Source organism: Clostridioides sp. LIBA-7678 (genome assembly GCF_056716065.1).
In genome coordinates this window covers 1-17,755 of record NZ_CP196987.1, presented here as the reverse complement: position 1 = coordinate 17,755, position 17,755 = coordinate 1, and the positions used below count along the sequence as shown (strand labels likewise).

The 17,755-nt window shown below is 36.8% G+C and carries 11 protein-coding genes, 3 tRNA genes and 4 rRNA genes; all 18 read right to left on the bottom strand.

Annotated elements, in window-relative coordinates:
* Nucleotides 1-20 precede the first annotated feature (20 nt).
* Nucleotides 21-96 (bottom strand) — tRNA-Ala (locus tag ACTG46_RS00090).
* A gap of 55 nt (nt 97-151) precedes the next feature.
* Nucleotides 152-1,654: ribosomal RNA gene (locus tag ACTG46_RS00085) — 16S ribosomal RNA — on the bottom strand.
* A 110-nt stretch (nt 1,655-1,764) separates the two neighbouring features.
* Nucleotides 1,765-1,841: transfer RNA gene (locus ACTG46_RS00080), tRNA-Ile, on the bottom strand.
* Between the two features lie 11 nt (nt 1,842-1,852).
* A tRNA-Leu gene (locus ACTG46_RS00075) sits at nt 1,853-1,941 on the bottom strand.
* 5 nt (nt 1,942-1,946) lie between these two features.
* Nucleotides 1,947-2,063, bottom strand: a 5S ribosomal RNA gene (rrf, locus tag ACTG46_RS00070).
* Between the two features lie 199 nt (nt 2,064-2,262).
* Nucleotides 2,263-5,159: ribosomal RNA gene (locus ACTG46_RS00065) — 23S ribosomal RNA — on the bottom strand.
* 282 nt (nt 5,160-5,441) lie between these two features.
* A 16S ribosomal RNA gene (locus ACTG46_RS00060) occupies nt 5,442-6,944 on the bottom strand.
* Together the 16S, 23S and 5S rRNA genes with 3 tRNA genes alongside form the textbook arrangement of a ribosomal RNA operon.
* 181 nt (nt 6,945-7,125) lie before the next feature.
* Complete coding sequence (locus tag ACTG46_RS00055) at nt 7,126-7,899, bottom strand: SigB/SigF/SigG family RNA polymerase sigma factor (RefSeq protein WP_021386626.1); 774 nt, start codon at nt 7,897-7,899, stop codon at nt 7,126-7,128.
* A complete protein-coding gene (locus ACTG46_RS00050; protein ID WP_021386612.1) occupies nt 7,899-8,306 on the bottom strand; it encodes an ATP-binding protein in 408 nt (135 codons plus the stop codon). Before ACTG46_RS00050 ends, ACTG46_RS00055 begins: the two co-directional genes overlap by 1 nt.
* Before the next feature lie 3 nt (nt 8,307-8,309).
* Entirely contained in the window at nt 8,310-8,627 is a 318-nt protein-coding gene (locus ACTG46_RS00045) for an STAS domain-containing protein (RefSeq protein ID WP_054268631.1), read from the bottom strand.
* Nucleotides 8,628-8,638: 11 nt separating this feature from the next.
* Nucleotides 8,639-8,899 (bottom strand): hypothetical protein, encoded by a 261-nt coding sequence (locus ACTG46_RS00040; RefSeq protein ID WP_021386594.1) that lies wholly within the window; start codon nt 8,897-8,899, stop codon nt 8,639-8,641.
* Nucleotides 8,899-9,195 carry a YtxH domain-containing protein gene (locus ACTG46_RS00035; protein WP_054268630.1) on the bottom strand — a complete coding sequence of 99 codons (297 nt, stop codon included), beginning with the start codon at nt 9,193-9,195 and terminating at the stop codon, nt 8,899-8,901. The genes ACTG46_RS00040 and ACTG46_RS00035 overlap by 1 nt, the downstream gene beginning before the upstream one ends.
* A gap of 68 nt (nt 9,196-9,263) precedes the next feature.
* A complete protein-coding gene (gyrA, locus tag ACTG46_RS00030; RefSeq protein WP_054268629.1) occupies nt 9,264-11,690 on the bottom strand; it encodes a DNA gyrase subunit A in 2,427 nt (808 codons plus the stop codon).
* Nucleotides 11,691-11,709: 19 nt separating this feature from the next.
* Entirely contained in the window at nt 11,710-13,611 is a 1,902-nt protein-coding gene (gene gyrB / locus ACTG46_RS00025; protein WP_054268628.1) for a DNA topoisomerase (ATP-hydrolyzing) subunit B, read from the bottom strand.
* The gene (recF, locus tag ACTG46_RS00020; RefSeq protein ID WP_479923420.1) at nt 13,612-14,727 is read right to left on the bottom strand and encodes a DNA replication/repair protein RecF; all 1,116 of its coding nucleotides are present in this window, start codon (nt 14,725-14,727) and stop codon (nt 13,612-13,614) included. It abuts the gene before it with no gap.
* A 16-nt stretch (nt 14,728-14,743) separates the two neighbouring features.
* A complete protein-coding gene (yaaA, locus tag ACTG46_RS00015) occupies nt 14,744-14,950 on the bottom strand; it encodes a S4 domain-containing protein YaaA (protein WP_003420479.1) in 207 nt (68 codons plus the stop codon).
* Nucleotides 14,951-15,087: 137 nt separating this feature from the next.
* A complete protein-coding gene (gene dnaN, locus ACTG46_RS00010) occupies nt 15,088-16,194 on the bottom strand; it encodes a DNA polymerase III subunit beta (RefSeq protein ID WP_479923419.1) in 1,107 nt (368 codons plus the stop codon).
* Nucleotides 16,195-16,435: 241 nt separating this feature from the next.
* Nucleotides 16,436-17,755, bottom strand: coding sequence for a chromosomal replication initiator protein DnaA (gene dnaA, locus ACTG46_RS00005; protein WP_054268626.1), 1,320 nt, complete (start codon nt 17,753-17,755; stop codon nt 16,436-16,438).

The window sequence follows — 17,755 nt, the reverse complement described above, 5'->3', positions numbered from 1 at the left end:
TTAAGTAATATGCTCTTAAATGGTGGAGATGAGGAGAGTCGAACTCCTGACCCCTTGCTTGCAAGGCAAGTGCTCTCCCAACTGAGCTACACCCCCAAATATAAAGTTCATAAAGAACTTTCAAAATTAAACAGTAGGCAATTCTCCTTAGAAAGGAGGTGATCCAGCCGCACCTTCCGATACGGCTACCTTGTTACGACTTCACCCCAGTTATTGATTCCACCTTCGACGACTTCTTCCAAAAGGTTAGATAATCGGCTTCGGGCGTCTCCAACTCCCGTGGTGTGACGGGCGGTGTGTACAAGACCCGGGAACGCATTCACCGCAGCATTCTGATCTGCGATTACTAGTAACTCCAGCTTCATGTAGGCGAGTTTCAGCCTACAATCCGAACTGAGAGTAGCTTTAAGGGATTAGCTCCACCTTACGGCTTGGCAACCCTCTGTACTACCCATTGTAGCACGTGTGTAGCCCTAAGCATAAGGGGCATGATGATTTGACGTCATCCCCACCTTCCTCCAGGTTATCCCTGGCAGTCTCTCTAGAGTGCCCAACTTAATGATGGCAACTAAAGACAAGGGTTGCGCTCGTTGCGGGACTTAACCCAACATCTCACGACACGAGCTGACGACAACCATGCACCACCTGTCACCAATGTCCCCGAAGGGAACTCTCCGATTAAGGAGATGTCATTGGGATGTCAAGCTTAGGTAAGGTTCTTCGCGTTGCTTCGAATTAAACCACATGCTCCGCTACTTGTGCGGGTCCCCGTCAATTCCTTTGAGTTTCACTCTTGCGAGCGTACTTCCCAGGCGGAGTACTTAATGCGTTAGCTGCGGCACCGAGGGGGGTAACCCCCGACACCTAGTACTCATCGTTTACAGCGTGGACTACCAGGGTATCTAATCCTGTTTGCTCCCCACGCTTTCGTGCCTCAGCGTCAGTTACAGTCCAGAGAGCCGCCTTCGCAACTGGTGTTCCTCCTAATATCTACGCATTTCACCGCTACACTAGGAATTCCACTCTCCTCTCCTGCACTCAAGTCTCCCAGTTTCAAGAGCTTACTACGGTTGAGCCGTAGCCTTTCACTCCTGACTTGAAAGACCGCCTACGCACCCTTTACGCCCAGTAAATCCGGATAACGCTAGCCCCCTACGTATTACCGCGGCTGCTGGCACGTAGTTAGCCGGGGCTTCCTCCTCAAGTACCGTCATTATCTTCCTTGAGGACAGAGTTTTACGACCCGAAGGCCTTCATCACTCACGCGGCGTTGCTGCATCAGGCTTTCGCCCATTGTGCAATATTCCCCACTGCTGCCTCCCGTAGGAGTTTGGACCGTGTCTCAGTTCCAATGTGGCCGATCACCCTCTCAGGTCGGCTACTGATCGTCGCCTTGGTAAGCCATTACCTTACCAACTAGCTAATCAGACGCGGGTCCATCCTGTACTGGCTCACCTTTGATATTTAAGAGATGCCTCTCAAATATATTATCCCGTATTAGCATACCTTTCGGTATGTTATCCGTGTGTACAGGGTAGGTTACCCACGCGTTACTCACCCGTCCGCCGCTCTTTACCGAAGTAAATCGCTCAACTTGCATGTGTTAGGCACGCCGCCAGCGTTCATCCTGAGCCAGGATCAAACTCTCAAATAAAAGTTTATCAGGCTCAGATACTATTGTTATCAAAATATCTGGCTTTATGGTTTGTTTCTTGTTTTATAAATTAACCTACTGTTTAATTTTCAAAGTTCTTTAAATTATTGTGGTGGGCCATCAGGGACTCGAACCCCAGACCTACCGGTTATGAGCCGGGCGCTCTAACCAACTGAGCTAATGGCCCACAATAATTTGTGGTGCCGAAGACCGGAATCGAACCGGTACGAGAGGTAAGTCCCGCAGGATTTTAAGTCCTGTGCGTCTGCCAGTTCCGCCACTTCGGCACATCACCTGGCTATGTCCTACTCTCCCAGGCAGTTTCCCACCAAGTACCATCAGCGCTAGAGAGCTTAACTTCTGTGTTCGGAATGGGAACAGGTGTATCCTCTCTGCTATTATAACCAGATTATTGTCTAAATTTTCATTTAATTTTTTTCTAAGACAAGTATTATAATAACATCTTTGTCTTATTGTGTCAATACTTTTTTTATTCGATTTTTTAATTAAAAAAGTATTAAAAATCTATAAGTTTTGACAAGTTTAAATATATAGAGTTAGCACTCTAAAAACTACACATATATTTTATTGAATGGACATCAAATAATTTGGTCAAGTCCTCGACCTATTAGTATCGATAAGCTAAATACATTGCTGCACTTACACCTTCGACCTATCAACCAGATAGTCTTTCTGGGGTCTTACCCTTGCGGTGGGAAATCTTATCTTGAAGTTGGCTTCGCGCTTAGATGCTTTCAGCGCTTATCCATTCCGTACATAGCTACCCAGCCATGCCCTTGGCAGAACAACTGGTACACCAGAGGTACGTCCATCCCGGTCCTCTCGTACTAAGGACAGGTCTTCTCAAATTTCCTACGCCTGCGACGGATAGGGACCGAACTGTCTCACGACGTTCTGAACCCAGCTCGCGTACCACTTTAATGGGCGAACAGCCCAACCCTTGGGACCTACTACAGCCCCAGGATGTGATGAGCCGACATCGAGGTGCCAAACCTCCCCGTCGATGTGGACTCTTGGGGGAGATAAGCCTGTTATCCCCAGGGTAGCTTTTATCCGTTGAGCGATGGCCCTTCCACGCAGAACCACCGGATCACTAAGTCCGATTTTCATCCTTGCTCGACCTGTATGTCTTGCAATCAAGCTCTCTTTTGCCTTTACACTCTACGTACGATTTCCGACCGTACTGAGAGAACCTTTGAGCGCCTCCGTTACCTTTTGGGAGGCGACCGCCCCAGTCAAACTGCCCACCTGACAGTGTCCCAAGACCAGATTCATGGCCTATGGTTAGAGTCCCAGTACTACAAGGGTGGTATCCCAAGGATGGCTCCGCCAAAACTGGCGTCCTGGTTTCAAAGCCTCCCACCTATCCTGTACATGTAGTACCAAGACCCAATGTCAAGCTACAGTAAAGCTCCATGGGGTCTTTCCGTCCTGTCGCAGGTATCCGGCATCTTCACCGGAATTACAATTTCACCGAGTCTGTTGTTGAGACAGTGCCCAAATCGTTACGCCTTTCGTGCGGGTCGGAACTTACCCGACAAGGAATTTCGCTACCTTAGGACCGTTATAGTTACGGCCGCCGTTTACTGGGGCTTAAGTTCACTGCTTCGATTGCTCTAACAGATCCCCTTAACCTTCCAGCACCGGGCAGGCGTCAGCTCCTATACATCGTCTTGCGACTTAGCAGAAACCTATGTTTTTGGTAAACAGTCGCTTGGGCCTATTCTCTGCGGCCACCGGATGGTGGCACCCCTTATCCCTAAGTTACGGGGTCATTTTGCCGAGTTCCTTAACAACAGTTCTCTCGCGGGCCTTAGGATACTCTCCTCACCCACCTGTGTCGGTTTGCGGTACGGGTACCTTTAACCTCGATAGAGACTTTTCTTGACAGTGTGAAATCAGCTACTTCGCTACTAAATTTCGCTCCCCATCACATCCCAGCATTATCAAAGCGGATTTACCTACTCTGACTGCCTCAATGCTTGGGCACACATAACCAACAGTGTGCTTAGCTTATCCTACTGTGTCATCCCATCTCTCAAACGGTTATCGGTAGTACAGGAATATCAACCTGTTGTCCATCACCTACGCCTTTCGGCCTCAGCTTAGGTCCCGACTAACCCAGGGCGGACGAACCTTCCCCTGGAAACCTTGGGTTTACGGCCTGTGGGATTCTCACCCACATCTCGCTACTCATGCCAACATTCTCACTCCCATACTGTCCACATGTCCTTACGGTCATGCTTCAACCCGTATGGGAAGCTCCCCTACCCATCATAATGATGCCGTAGCTTCGGTAGTAAGTTTTAGCCCCGGAAATCTTCGGCGCAGGATCACTCGACCAGTGAGCTATTACGCACTCTTTGAATGAGTGGCTGCTTCTAAGCCAACATCCTGGTTGTCTGTGCAATCCCACATCCTTTACCACTTAACTTACATTTAGGGACCTTAGCTGACGATCTGGGCTGTTGCCCTTTCGACTATGAATCTTATCACCCACAGTCTGACTCCCAAGTATAAGATGACGGCATTCGGAGTTTGATAGTCTTCGGTAGGTGCAATACCCCCTAGGACATTCAGTGCTCTACCTCCGTATCTCTCACCTTGAGGCTAGCCCTAAAGCTATTTCGGGGAGAACCAGCTATCTCCGGGCTCGATTGGAATTTCACCGCTACCCACAAGTCATCCCCGAGCTTTTCAACGCTCGTGGGTTCGGACCTCCACGAAATTTTACTTTCGCTTCATCCTGCTCATGGGTAGGTCGCCCGGTTTCGGGTCTACGTCAAGTAACTGAACGCTCAGTTAAAACTCGCTTTCGCTACGGCTCCACACCTTAAGTGCTTAACCTTGCTACTTAACGTAACTCGTTGGCCCGTTCTACAAAAAGTACGCGGTCACACAAGAAATGTGCTTCCACAGCTTGTAAGTGCAGGGTTTCAGGTTCTATTTCACTCCCCTCCCGGGGTTCTTTTCACCTTTCCCTCACGGTACTATACGCTATCGGTCACTAGGTAGTATTTAGCCTTGGAGGGTGGTCCCTCCTGCTTCCCACAGGGTTTCACGTGTCCCGTGGTACTCTGGATCATATCTAAAGTTTTCTCGTTTAACATACAGGACTATTACCTTCTGTGGTGGGTCTTTCCAAACCTCTTCAATTACGATACCTCTTCGTTATGATATGTCCGCAACCCCAATAAAGAAAACTTTAATGGTTTGGGCTCTTCCGCGTTCGCTCGCCGCTACTTACGGAATCGAATTTCTTTCTCTTCCTTCAGGTACTTAGATGTTTCAGTTCCCTGAGTTCCCCTCATTAAGCTATGTATTCACTTAATGATACTTAGACATTACTCTAAGTGAGTTTCCTCATTCGGAAATCTTCGGATCAAAGTTTACGTGCAACTCCCCGAAGCTTATCGCAGCTTATCACGTCCTTCATCGGCTCCTAGTGCCAAGGCATCCGCCCTGCACCCTTAATAACTTGACCAGTTAAAAAGGTTTGATAGATTAAAGTCTATCAACTTGATAATTTTTAAAAGTTATCAGCTTTATATATTACAAATTAGATGTCATATCACTAAATATATATGCAGTTTTCAAAGTGCTAACGCACAGCGCCAACGGATAAATCCCGTTGCTTAAAGTGCTAACGCACGTCGCCAACAAACAAACTTCGCATACGCTCAGCTTATTCTGTTGCTTTAAGTGCTAGTTTTGAGTATTCGTAAAAACGAACCCTCAAAATTAAACAGTAGGTAATTCTCCTTAGAAAGGAGGTGATCCAGCCGCACCTTCCGATACGGCTACCTTGTTACGACTTCACCCCAGTTATTGATTCCACCTTCGACGACTTCTTCCAAAAGGTTAGATAATCGGCTTCGGGCGTCTCCAACTCCCGTGGTGTGACGGGCGGTGTGTACAAGACCCGGGAACGCATTCACCGCAGCATTCTGATCTGCGATTACTAGTAACTCCAGCTTCATGTAGGCGAGTTTCAGCCTACAATCCGAACTGAGAGTAGCTTTAAGGGATTAGCTCCACCTTACGGCTTGGCAACCCTCTGTACTACCCATTGTAGCACGTGTGTAGCCCTAAGCATAAGGGGCATGATGATTTGACGTCATCCCCACCTTCCTCCAGGTTATCCCTGGCAGTCTCTCTAGAGTGCCCAACTTAATGATGGCAACTAAAGACAAGGGTTGCGCTCGTTGCGGGACTTAACCCAACATCTCACGACACGAGCTGACGACAACCATGCACCACCTGTCACCAATGTCCCCGAAGGGAACTCTCCGATTAAGGAGATGTCATTGGGATGTCAAGCTTAGGTAAGGTTCTTCGCGTTGCTTCGAATTAAACCACATGCTCCGCTACTTGTGCGGGTCCCCGTCAATTCCTTTGAGTTTCACTCTTGCGAGCGTACTTCCCAGGCGGAGTACTTAATGCGTTAGCTGCGGCACCGAGGGGGGTAACCCCCGACACCTAGTACTCATCGTTTACAGCGTGGACTACCAGGGTATCTAATCCTGTTTGCTCCCCACGCTTTCGTGCCTCAGCGTCAGTTACAGTCCAGAGAGCCGCCTTCGCAACTGGTGTTCCTCCTAATATCTACGCATTTCACCGCTACACTAGGAATTCCACTCTCCTCTCCTGCACTCAAGTCTCCCAGTTTCAAGAGCTTACTACGGTTGAGCCGTAGCCTTTCACTCCTGACTTGAAAGACCGCCTACGCACCCTTTACGCCCAGTAAATCCGGATAACGCTAGCCCCCTACGTATTACCGCGGCTGCTGGCACGTAGTTAGCCGGGGCTTCCTCCTCAAGTACCGTCATTATCTTCCTTGAGGACAGAGTTTTACGACCCGAAGACCTTCATCACTCACGCGGCGTTGCTGCATCAGGCTTTCGCCCATTGTGCAATATTCCCCACTGCTGCCTCCCGTAGGAGTTTGGACCGTGTCTCAGTTCCAATGTGGCCGATCACCCTCTCAGGTCGGCTACTGATCGTCGCCTTGGTAAGCCATTACCTTACCAACTAGCTAATCAGACGCGGGTCCATCCTGTACTGGCTCACCTTTGATATTTAAGAGATGCCTCTCAAATATATTATCCCGTATTAGCATACCTTTCGGTATGTTATCCGTGTGTACAGGGTAGGTTACCCACGCGTTACTCACCCGTCCGCCGCTCTTTACCGAAGTAAATCGCTCAACTTGCATGTGTTAGGCACGCCGCCAGCGTTCATCCTGAGCCAGGATCAAACTCTCAAATAAAAGTTTATCAGGCTCAGATACTATTGTTATCAAAATATCTGGCTTTATGGTTTGTTTCTTAATATAAATTAACCTACTGTTTAATTTTCAATGTTCGTATTTATTTCTTTTTCCTTTTTTCAAGGACAAGTAATACTATACCACCTTTAAAACAGTAGGTCAATACTTTTTTTATATTTTTTTATAAATTCTTTTCATATTCTTTTTTTAGCTTTTCTACTACTTTTTTCTCCAGTCTAGAAACAGTCATCTGAGATATCTCTAATTCCTTAGCTATACTAGATTGTGTTTTATCAAAGAAAAATCTATCTTTAAATATTTTTACTTCCAATTCATTCAAAGTTTTAATAAACTTATTAATAAAATCTTCATACTCTATACTTCCAAAATTACCTTCTTCTTTTCCTATCTTGTCAATAAGAGTTATATCTTTATCTTCTGAATCATCATTACTTGATGAATCTAAAGACATAGGTTGATACCCGTAAGAAGCTTCCATGGCCTCTAGAACATCTTCTTCACTAACTCCTATATAATCAGCTATATCTTTTACTTTCGGATGCTTTTTATTTTCTTGTTCCAATTTAATCTTTGCATCACTTATCTTTTTACTTAGTTCCTGTATTCTTCTTGGTACTCTAAGTGTCCATACTTTATCTCTAAAATATTTTTTTATTTCTCCTACTATAGTTGGTGTCGCGAAACTGGAGAATTCAAATCCTTTTTCAACATCATATCTATCAATAGCATAAATTAACGCTAATGAAGCAACTTGATATATATCTTCAAAATCAACACCCTTATTTATATACTTCTTAGCTAACAATCTTGCTAAATACAGATGCCTTTCAATAAGAATATTCCTAATATCTACATTTTTATTTTTATTATATAAATTAAATAGCTCTTTTGTATCCATATTTAGGTAATGTGTAGCATTAGCTACATTTTTCATTAAATATCAACTCCTAAATATTTAGTCATTTTTATTTTTGTTCCTTGATTGTGTTCCGATTCAATATCTACATCATCCATTAAAGTTCTAATTATAAATAGTCCAAGACCACTCTCTTTTGGATTCTCTAAATCTGGTGTACTTATTGAGCTAACATCGTATCCTTTTCCATTATCCTGAATTTCTATATTAATTGCATTGTCTAAGATATTAAATACTATATTGAACACATCATCTTTACTGTGCTTTATTGCGTTTGTACACGCTTCTGATACTGCTACCTTTATATCTTCTATATCATCTATTGGAAATCCCATTTTATTAGCAATTCCAGACGCTGTTAATCTTATTATACTAACATAATCCGGATTTGTAGTAATTTCCATCTTTATAGTCTCACAAGCCAAAGTCTATCCCTCCACTTTAAATATTTTATCTAGACCTGTTATAGTAAAAATCTTTCTGACATTACTCTTAGGATTTACTATGTATATCTCTTTTTCGTTTATTTTTAATTTTTTTAATACACCTATCATAGCTCCTAAACCTGTTGAATCTATATAATCTAAATCTTTAAGATTAATTTTTACATCTAACATATTTTTTTCTATCAAGTTATGCAAATGTTCCTTTAGTTTATCTGCTGTAGAAACATCAAGTTCTCCATCAAGACAAACATTCCAAAATTTATTTTGAGAATCTAAATTTGAATCTATATTCATAGACATGTAAAAACCTCCTATTTCCTCTTAATAATTTTAAATATATTTCCTATACTCATTATTTTGTTAATTACATAAACTATATCATCTATTCCCTTTGATATTGATGACGCATTCTCAACAATATCCTGTATGTGTCTCTCATTATAATCTACAATTTTATAAGCCTTTTCAACAACCTTATTTAGACTATTTAGAGTTTTTGCTAAATAAATTGCTACTATAAGAGCAGAACTACCTACTAACACTGCTCCAATCTGCCACCCCCATGCATTCATTAGTTAACATCTCCCTCCTCATCAAAGCTTTTACTTATTACTATATCTTCTTCAGAAATCTTTATATCTTCTTCATTATTATCATCATCTACTAAATTTATTATTCTCTCTTTGACATCATTAAATGTTTCATGTAGAACTTCTTTTGGATTTTCTTTCACATCATTAAACTTCTCTTTTGTTTCTTTTCTTAATTCAGAACCTTTTTTTGGTGCAAAAAACAGACCAAATACAAAACCTAAAATAGCTCCTATTAATAAAAATCCACCTTTTTTACAACTTTTTTTATTACACATAACAATTACTCCTTTCAATTTTAAATTTTTATCTAAGTACATTATACAAAAAGAATAGGATATTTATCCTATTCTTCTTCAATATTTATTTTGGCAATCGAAACTACATTGACCTCGTCATTAGTTTTCATTAATTTAACACCACTTGTAACCCTTCCAAATAGTGATATCTCATTAACTCTTATTCTAATAAGAACTCCATCAGAATTTATAATCATTATCTCATCATCTTCATTAACCATATCTGCACCTACAATTGTGCCAGTCTTTTCAGATATATTATAAGTTTTAATTCCTTTACCAGCTCTTATTTGGCTTCTGTATTCTTCTATATTTGTTCTTTTTCCAAAGCCATTTTTACTTACAACTAATACATCTGTACCTTTACTACAAAGGTTCATAGACACAACAAAATCGTCTTTACTTAAAGTTATACCTTTTACACCCATTGCTGTTCTACCCATATATCTTATATCATTTTCATCAAATCTTATAGACATACCATCTTTAGTGACTAAAAGTACTTCTTGTTTTCCATCTGTAAGTTCTACTCCAATAAGTTCATCATCATCTCTTAAACCTATAGCAATAAGACCAGATTTATTTATATTTCTAAACTCTTCTCTCTTAGTCTTTTTAACAATACCTTTTTTTGTTGTAAGTAGTAAATATTCATTTTCATCATTTCCATCTATAGGTATCAATGTAGCAATTTTTTCATCTGCTGATAATTGAAGTAAATTCACTATAGCAGTACCTTTAGCTTGTCTTTTACCTTCAGGTATTTCATATGCATTTAGTTTAAATACTCTGCCTTTATTTGTAAAGAATAACAGTCTACTATGAGTAGTTGTAGTTATTAAGTGTCTTACAAAATCTTCTTCCCTAGTTGTAAGTGCTGAAATACCTCTTCCACCTCTTTTTTGACTCTTGTAAGTGTCCGATGGAAGTCTCTTTATATAACCAAAGTGAGTAAGAGTTATTGCTATTTCTTCATCGCTTATAAGGTCTCTCATATCTATTTCGCCTTCAGCATGTCTTATCTCAGTTCTTCTCTCATCAGCATAGTTCTCTTTTATTATTGTAATTTCGTCTTTTATTACATTTAAAAGTAATCTTTCATCAGCTAAAATTTCTTTTAATCTATTTATCTTCTTAATTAGCTCTTCATATTCAGCTTCTATCTTATCTCTTTCTAGACCTGTAAGTCTTTGAAGTCTCATATCTAATATAGCTTGTGCTTGAATTTCAGTTAAATTAAATTTATCTATTAAACCTTGTTTAGCCTCTTGACCTGTTTTTGAAGCTCTTATCAAGCTTATAACTGCATCTATATTATCTAAAGCAATTTTTAATCCTTCTAAAATATGTGCTCTTGCCTCAGCTTTATTTAATTCAAATTTAGTTCTTCTTGTAACAACATCTTCTTGATGTTTAATATAATGATATAATATTTGCTTAAGATTTAAAACTCTTGGTTGTCCATCTACAAGTGCAAGCATTATTATACTAAAAGTATCTTCCATTTGAGAATGTTTATACAGATTATTTAATACTATATTAGCATTAGCATCTCTCTTTAATTCTATAACAATTCTCATACCATTTCTATTACTTTCATCTCTTAAATCTGATATACCTTCTATTCTTTTTTCTTTAACTAACTCAGCTATTCTCTCAACTAATTTAGCTTTATTTACTTGATAAGGTATCTCTGTAACTATTATTTGTTGTTTTCCCTTTGGAAGCTCTTCTATAAAAGCTCTAGACCTAACTTTAACTTTACCTCTCCCAGTTCTGTATGCTTCTGCTATACTCTCTTTTCCCATTATAATCGCAGCTGTAGGAAAATCTGGACCTTGCACAAATTTTATTAAATCATCTACACTACACTCTGGATTATCAATTAAATATATCGTTGCATCAATTACCTCAGCTAAATTATGTGGAGGTATTGAAGTTGCCATACCAACAGCTATACCATTAGAACCATTCACTAATAAATTAGGATATCTTGCTGGTAATACTGAAGGCTCTTTTAATGACTCATCAAAGTTTGGTTTAAAGTCTACAGTTTCTTTTTCTATATCTCTTAATAACTCTAATGATAATTTACTCATTTTGGCTTCTGTATAACGCATAGCTGCTGGTGAATCTCCATCAACAGAACCAAAGTTACCATGACCATCTACTAAAAGTGCTCTAGTTGAAAAATCTTGAGCCATTCTTACCATTGCATAATAAACAGCAGTATCTCCATGAGGATGGTACTTACCTAAAACGTCCCCAACAATACGGGCTGATTTTCTGTAAGGCTTATCTGGAGTTAAATTTAATTCACTCATTGAGTACAATATTCTTCTATGAACTGGTTTTAAACCATCTCTAACATCAGGAAGAGCACGTCCAGCTATAACACTCATAGAATAATCAATATATGATTTTTTCATTTCTTCCGCTATTTCAATAGGGAGTATTTTGTTTTTTTCTTCCATGTATACTAATCCCCTCTCTCTATATATCTAAGTTTCTAACAAATCTTGCATTTTCTTCTATAAATTCTTTTCTTGGAGCAACCTTATCACCCATAAGCATTGAAAATACTTCATCTGCTATTGCCGCATCCTCTACTGTTACTTGTAACAATGTTCTTGTATCAGGATTCATAGTTGTATCCCATAATTGCTCTGCATTCATCTCTCCAAGACCTTTGTATCTTTGAAGCTCCGCACCATTTCTTCCAATTTCATCTAATAAGATATTTAGTTCTTTATCTGAATAAACATAATGTTCCTTTTTTTGCTTTGTTACTTTATATAAAGGCGGTTGTGCTGCATAAACATAACCTTCATCTATAAGAGGTCTCATATATCTAAAGAAGAATGTTAATAATAAAGTTCTTATATGAGCTCCATCTACATCGGCATCGGTCATAATTATAATTTTATGGTATCTAGCTTTATCTATATCAAAATCTTCTCCAATACCACAACCATAAGCTGTTATCATATTTTTTATTTCATCTGAAGATAATATTCTATCTAGTCTTGATTTTTCAACATTAAGTATCTTCCCTCTTAATGGAAGTATAGCTTGGCTATTTCTATCTCTACCTTGTTTAGCTGAACCTCCTGCTGAATCCCCTTCGACTAAGAATATTTCACTTTTGGCAGGGTCCTTTTCTGCACAATCTGCAAGTTTTCCAGGTAAGGATGTACTTTCTAGTACACTTTTTCTTCTTGTTAACTCTCTTGCTTTTTTTGCAGCTTCTCTAGCTCTTTGTGCTCTTAAAGCTTTATCAACTATTATTCTAGCTGTTGCTGGGTTTTCTTCTAGGAAGGACCCAAGTTCATCAACTGTTACACTATCAACTAAACCTCTCATAAAACTATTACCTAGTTTTGTTTTAGTTTGACCTTCAAATTGAGGCTCTGGTAATTTAACTGATACCACTGCTGTAAGACCTTCTCTTATATCTTCACCAAGTAAGTTAACATCATTTTCTTTTAAAAATTTATTTCTCTTAGCATAATCATTTACCGTTTTAGTAAGAGCAGCTTTAAATCCACTTAAATGAGAACCACCTTCATGTGTATTTATATTATTTGCAAAGGAATATATGTTCTCTGTATAACCATCTGTATATTGCATAGCTAATTCGACAAAACAATCATCGACCTTTTTATCTATATAAACTATGTCATCATGTATACCAGTTCTAGATTTATTTAAATACTTAATATATTCCACCAAGCCACCTGTATAGTGAAATTCTTTTCTTTTCTCTTGACCTTCTCTTTTGTCTTCAAATACTATTTTTATACCTTTATTCAAAAAAGAAAGTTCTCTAAGTCTATACTCCAATGTTTCATATTTAAATTCTATTTCATCAAATATTGTCTCATCTGGCATGAACTGAATCATTGTTCCTTTATCTTGTGATTCTCCAACTACTTCAAGTTTAGATGTTGGTAATCCCTTTTCATATGTCTGCTTGTATACTTTTCCATTTAAATAAACCTCTGCTAGCATCCATTTTGACAGTGCATTAACTACAGAAACACCAACACCATGAAGACCTCCAGATACTTTGTATCCTCCGCCTCCAAACTTTCCTCCTGCATGAAGATTAGTTAATACTGTTTCTAAAGTTGATTTACCAGTCTTAGGATGTATTTCAACAGGTATACCTCTTCCATTATCCTTTACTAAAACACTGCCATCTTCATTGATAGATACATATATGTCTGAACAATATCCTTGCAAAGCCTCATCTATACTATTATCTACAACTTCATAAACTAAGTGATGTAAACCTCTAGGGCTTGTACTACCAATATACATACCTGGTCTTTTTCTAACGGCTTCTAATCCCTCTAATACTTGTATCTGACTTGCACCGTATTCTTGTTTCATTTAATTTCCTCCATTCTCTATGCTAATAACATCGCCATTTTCAATATTAAATATTGTAACATCCTTTTCATCAAATATTTTTTTATGTGAAACCTCAGCACTTGTTATAAACATTTGAACATTGCTTAAATTGTTTACTAAAAGTTTTTGTCGTGCTTCATCTAACTCACTAAAAACATCATCTAAAATTAATATTGGATATTCTTCAACTTCATTTTTTATTAATTCTATTTCTGATAGCTTTAATGATATTGAAGCTGTTCTTTGTTGACCTTGTGAACCAAAAAGTCTTGCATCTAAATCATTTATGAATATATTTAAGTCATCTTTGTGTATACCATATCTGGTAGTCTTAGATTCTATATCATTAGGTCTATTCGATGACAACTTGGCTAAAAATTTATTATATACTGTCTCTATAGTATCTTCATCAGTTATATTTATTTGATTCTTATATCTAATTGACAATTTCTCAATTCCATTAGTCAAATTCATATGCATATTTTCAGATATATTAGCTATCTTTTTTACAAAATCTCTACGTAAAATATAAATATAACTTCCATACTTTGCTAATGTATCATCATATACATCTAATAAAGCCTCATCAACATGCATGCTTTTAAGCACTCTGCTTCTTTGAGAAAGTGTTTTATTATAATTGGTAAGATATTTATAATATTTAGGCATAATCTGACTAATCTCTTTATCTATAAATGTCCTTCTCTCTTTAGGTCCTTCTTTAACCAGTCTCAAATCTTCAGGAGAGAATATGACAACATTTAAGTTGCCAAGTAATTCCTGTATTTTTTGTAAAGGGACTTTATTTATTTGTATCCCCTTTTTATCTTTTCCAATAATTAGCTCTATTAGACTATATTTATTATATTTTGAAAAACTTCCTCCAATATATAAATTTTCACTATTAAATCTAACCATTTCTTTATCTTTGTTGGTTCTGAATGATTTACCAAAAGAGAGCATATAAATAGATTCTACTATATTTGTCTTTCCTTGACCATTTTTCCCAACAAGAAGATTTACTTTTCCATTAAATTCCAGATGCAACTTTTCATAATTTCTAAAATTAACAAGTTGCAAACTTTTAAGTTTCACAAAAAGTTCTCCTTTTTTACAATACTTTTATTTTAGTTCCTTCTATTTCAACTATATCTCCTGATTTTATCTTTTTTCCTCTTCTTAATTCTATTTCATCATTTACTGTCACTAAACCTTCTTGAATTAAAAATTTTGCATGGCCTCCTGTTGATGCAATCTCTGCTAATTTGAGAAATTGGTCCAACTTTATATATTCTGATTCTATAGTTATTTCAGTCATAATAGTTCCTCCTTGTCACTATTTTAGGTAAACCCCTATTGATACACTAAAAGTATATTATACCATAAATGTGCTTATAAAAGGAGTTGTCTAATATTAGAAAAATTTTTCTACAAAAGACAACTCCTTCATGTCTGCTATATATTTGATGATATTCTTACTGGAAGTAGTAAGTAAATATAATTAACATCATCTGTTGGTTTAATTATACAAGGATTTACATTTGTAGTAAATTCTATAAATATTTCTTCATTATCTATATTTTTTAAACCTTCAATAAAGTATCTAGAATTGAAAGCTATATCTAAATAATCTCCATCTAAATCTATTTCAACTTCTTCATATACATTTCCTTTTTCTGTATTAGAAGTAATTGCCATTACTTTATCTCTTATAGATAATTTTATAAGATTATTTTTTTCTGATTGAGATAATAAAGATGCCCTTTCTATACTATTTAAAAGTTCTTTAGTATTTAATTTAACTCTACTATTATGCTCTCTTGGTAATAATTTTTTATAATCGATAAAATCTCCTTCAAGCAATCTCGTAATAATTTTTGTATCATTAATTATAAAAATAGCATTTTTTTCATTAAATCCAACCTTAACATTATCTTCTCCAGAAAGTAAGCTATTTACATCTATAAGTGTCTTTCCTGGAATTATAACTTTTATATTTTCAGTTAAACTATCCACTGAACAACTTTTTACAGCCAATCTATATCCATCAATAGCGACTAAATTCAAATTTCTATCCACAATTTCTAAAAGTTCTCCCATTAAAATAGGTTTTGTTTGGTCCTGTGAAATAGCAAATACGGTTTGTTTAATCATATTTTTTAGAATTTCTTGAGGTATGCTATATAAATCTTCTTCGTTTAATTCTGGTAGCTTAGGAAATTCTTTAGTTGCATATCCTTTAATCTTGAATCTTGAATTTACACAATTTATGTAAATATTATTTTCTGAATCTGTTTCTATCTCAACAAACGAATCTGGTAATTTTCTAATTATATCTCCAAATAATCTTGCATCTACAACAACATCACCTTTTTCTATAATCTCTGCTTGTACATACGTTTCTATTCCTATCTCAGCATCATATCCAGTAAGTTTTAATTGACCTTCTTCTGTAGATATAAGTATACCTTTTAATAGTTCTATAGTTGTTTTTCCATTAATAGCTTTTTGAGCAATCCCAATTCTATTTGCTAGGATTTTTTGGTTACAAATTATTTTCAATGTGGATAACCTCCTTTGGTCTTTTATATAAAAAAATAAGTTAAAATCATAGTAGTAATAGTAGTAGGTGTTGTTGATAATGTTAATAAGTACTTATAACGTTATAAATACAAAGATATCAACATGTGTATAAAATGTTAATATCTTTGTTATTAGAGACTTAATTATTTGTTAATAATTTTTATTCAAAAAAAATATTAACAAGTTATCCAATAGATATAAACAGACAATTGTGTATAAATTATCCCTTTAAATCTGATATGATTTTCTCTATTTTAGTTTTAATTTCTTCGCTTTCTGCTATATCTTTAGATACCTTATCATGAGCATGAATTACTGTTGTGTGGTCTCTACCCCCAAACTCTTCTCCTATTTTGGGAAGGGATAAATCAGTAAGTTCGCGCGTTAAATACATAGCTATTTGTCTAGGATAAGCTATTGAGCGTGTTCTTTTTTTAGAATTAAAATCTTCCATTTTTATACTAAATACAGAAGATACTTTTTCTTTTATTCTAAGAACATTTATTTCTTCATTTTTAGATGTAGTTATAATATCTTTCAAAGCTTCTGTAGCAAGATCAAAAGATATCACTCTATTACTAAGAGAAGAATAGGCAACTACTCTAGTTAAGGCGCCTTCTAGTTCTCTTATGTTTGACTTAATATTTTTTGCTATATATGACATAACTTCATTTGGTACTTCGATGCGTTCCAATTGAGCTTTTTTTCTAAGTATAGCAATTCTCGTTTCAAAGTCTGGTGCTTGAATATCAGTTATAAGTCCCATTTCAAATCTCGATCTTAGTCTATCTTCTAGTGTAGGTATATCTTTTGGTGGTCTATCACTAGATATAATTATTTGTTTATTTGCCTCATGAAGAGTATTAAACGTATGGAAGAACTCCTCTTGAGTTCTTTCTTTTCCCGCTATAAATTGAATATCATCAATTAATAATACATCTACATTTCTGTACTTATTTCTAAATTCTTCGTTTTTATCGTCTTTTATAGAGTTTATAAGTTCATTAGTAAATTTTTCTGAAGAAACATAAACAACTTTTGAGTCTTTTTTTTGACTAACAATGTGATGCCCTATAGCGTGCATCAAGTGGGTTTTACCTAGCCCAACTCCTCCATACAAAAAAAGTGGATTGTAAGCCTTAGCAGGAGATTCAGCGACCGCAACACATGCAGCATGAGCAAATCTATTGCTATTACCAATAACGAACGTATCAAATGTGTATTTTGGATTTAGGTTAGGGTAAAGTACTCTATAATTTAAATCTGTACTATCAGAATTTAGGTCAGCAACCTCTTTTTCGCTCAATACAAATTTAATATTATATTTTTTTAATGACAGTTGATTTATGGCATCTTCAATTAAATGCAGATATCTGTTTTCTAAGATATCTTTATTAAAATCACTAGGAGCCAATAGTATTAAGTCATTAAGATGTATTTTTAATGGTACGATGTTTTTAAAAAAGGTATTAAAACTTACTGAAGTTAAGTCACCTTTTATTAATTGTAGGGTTTTGTCCCATAAAGAAACTATATCCAT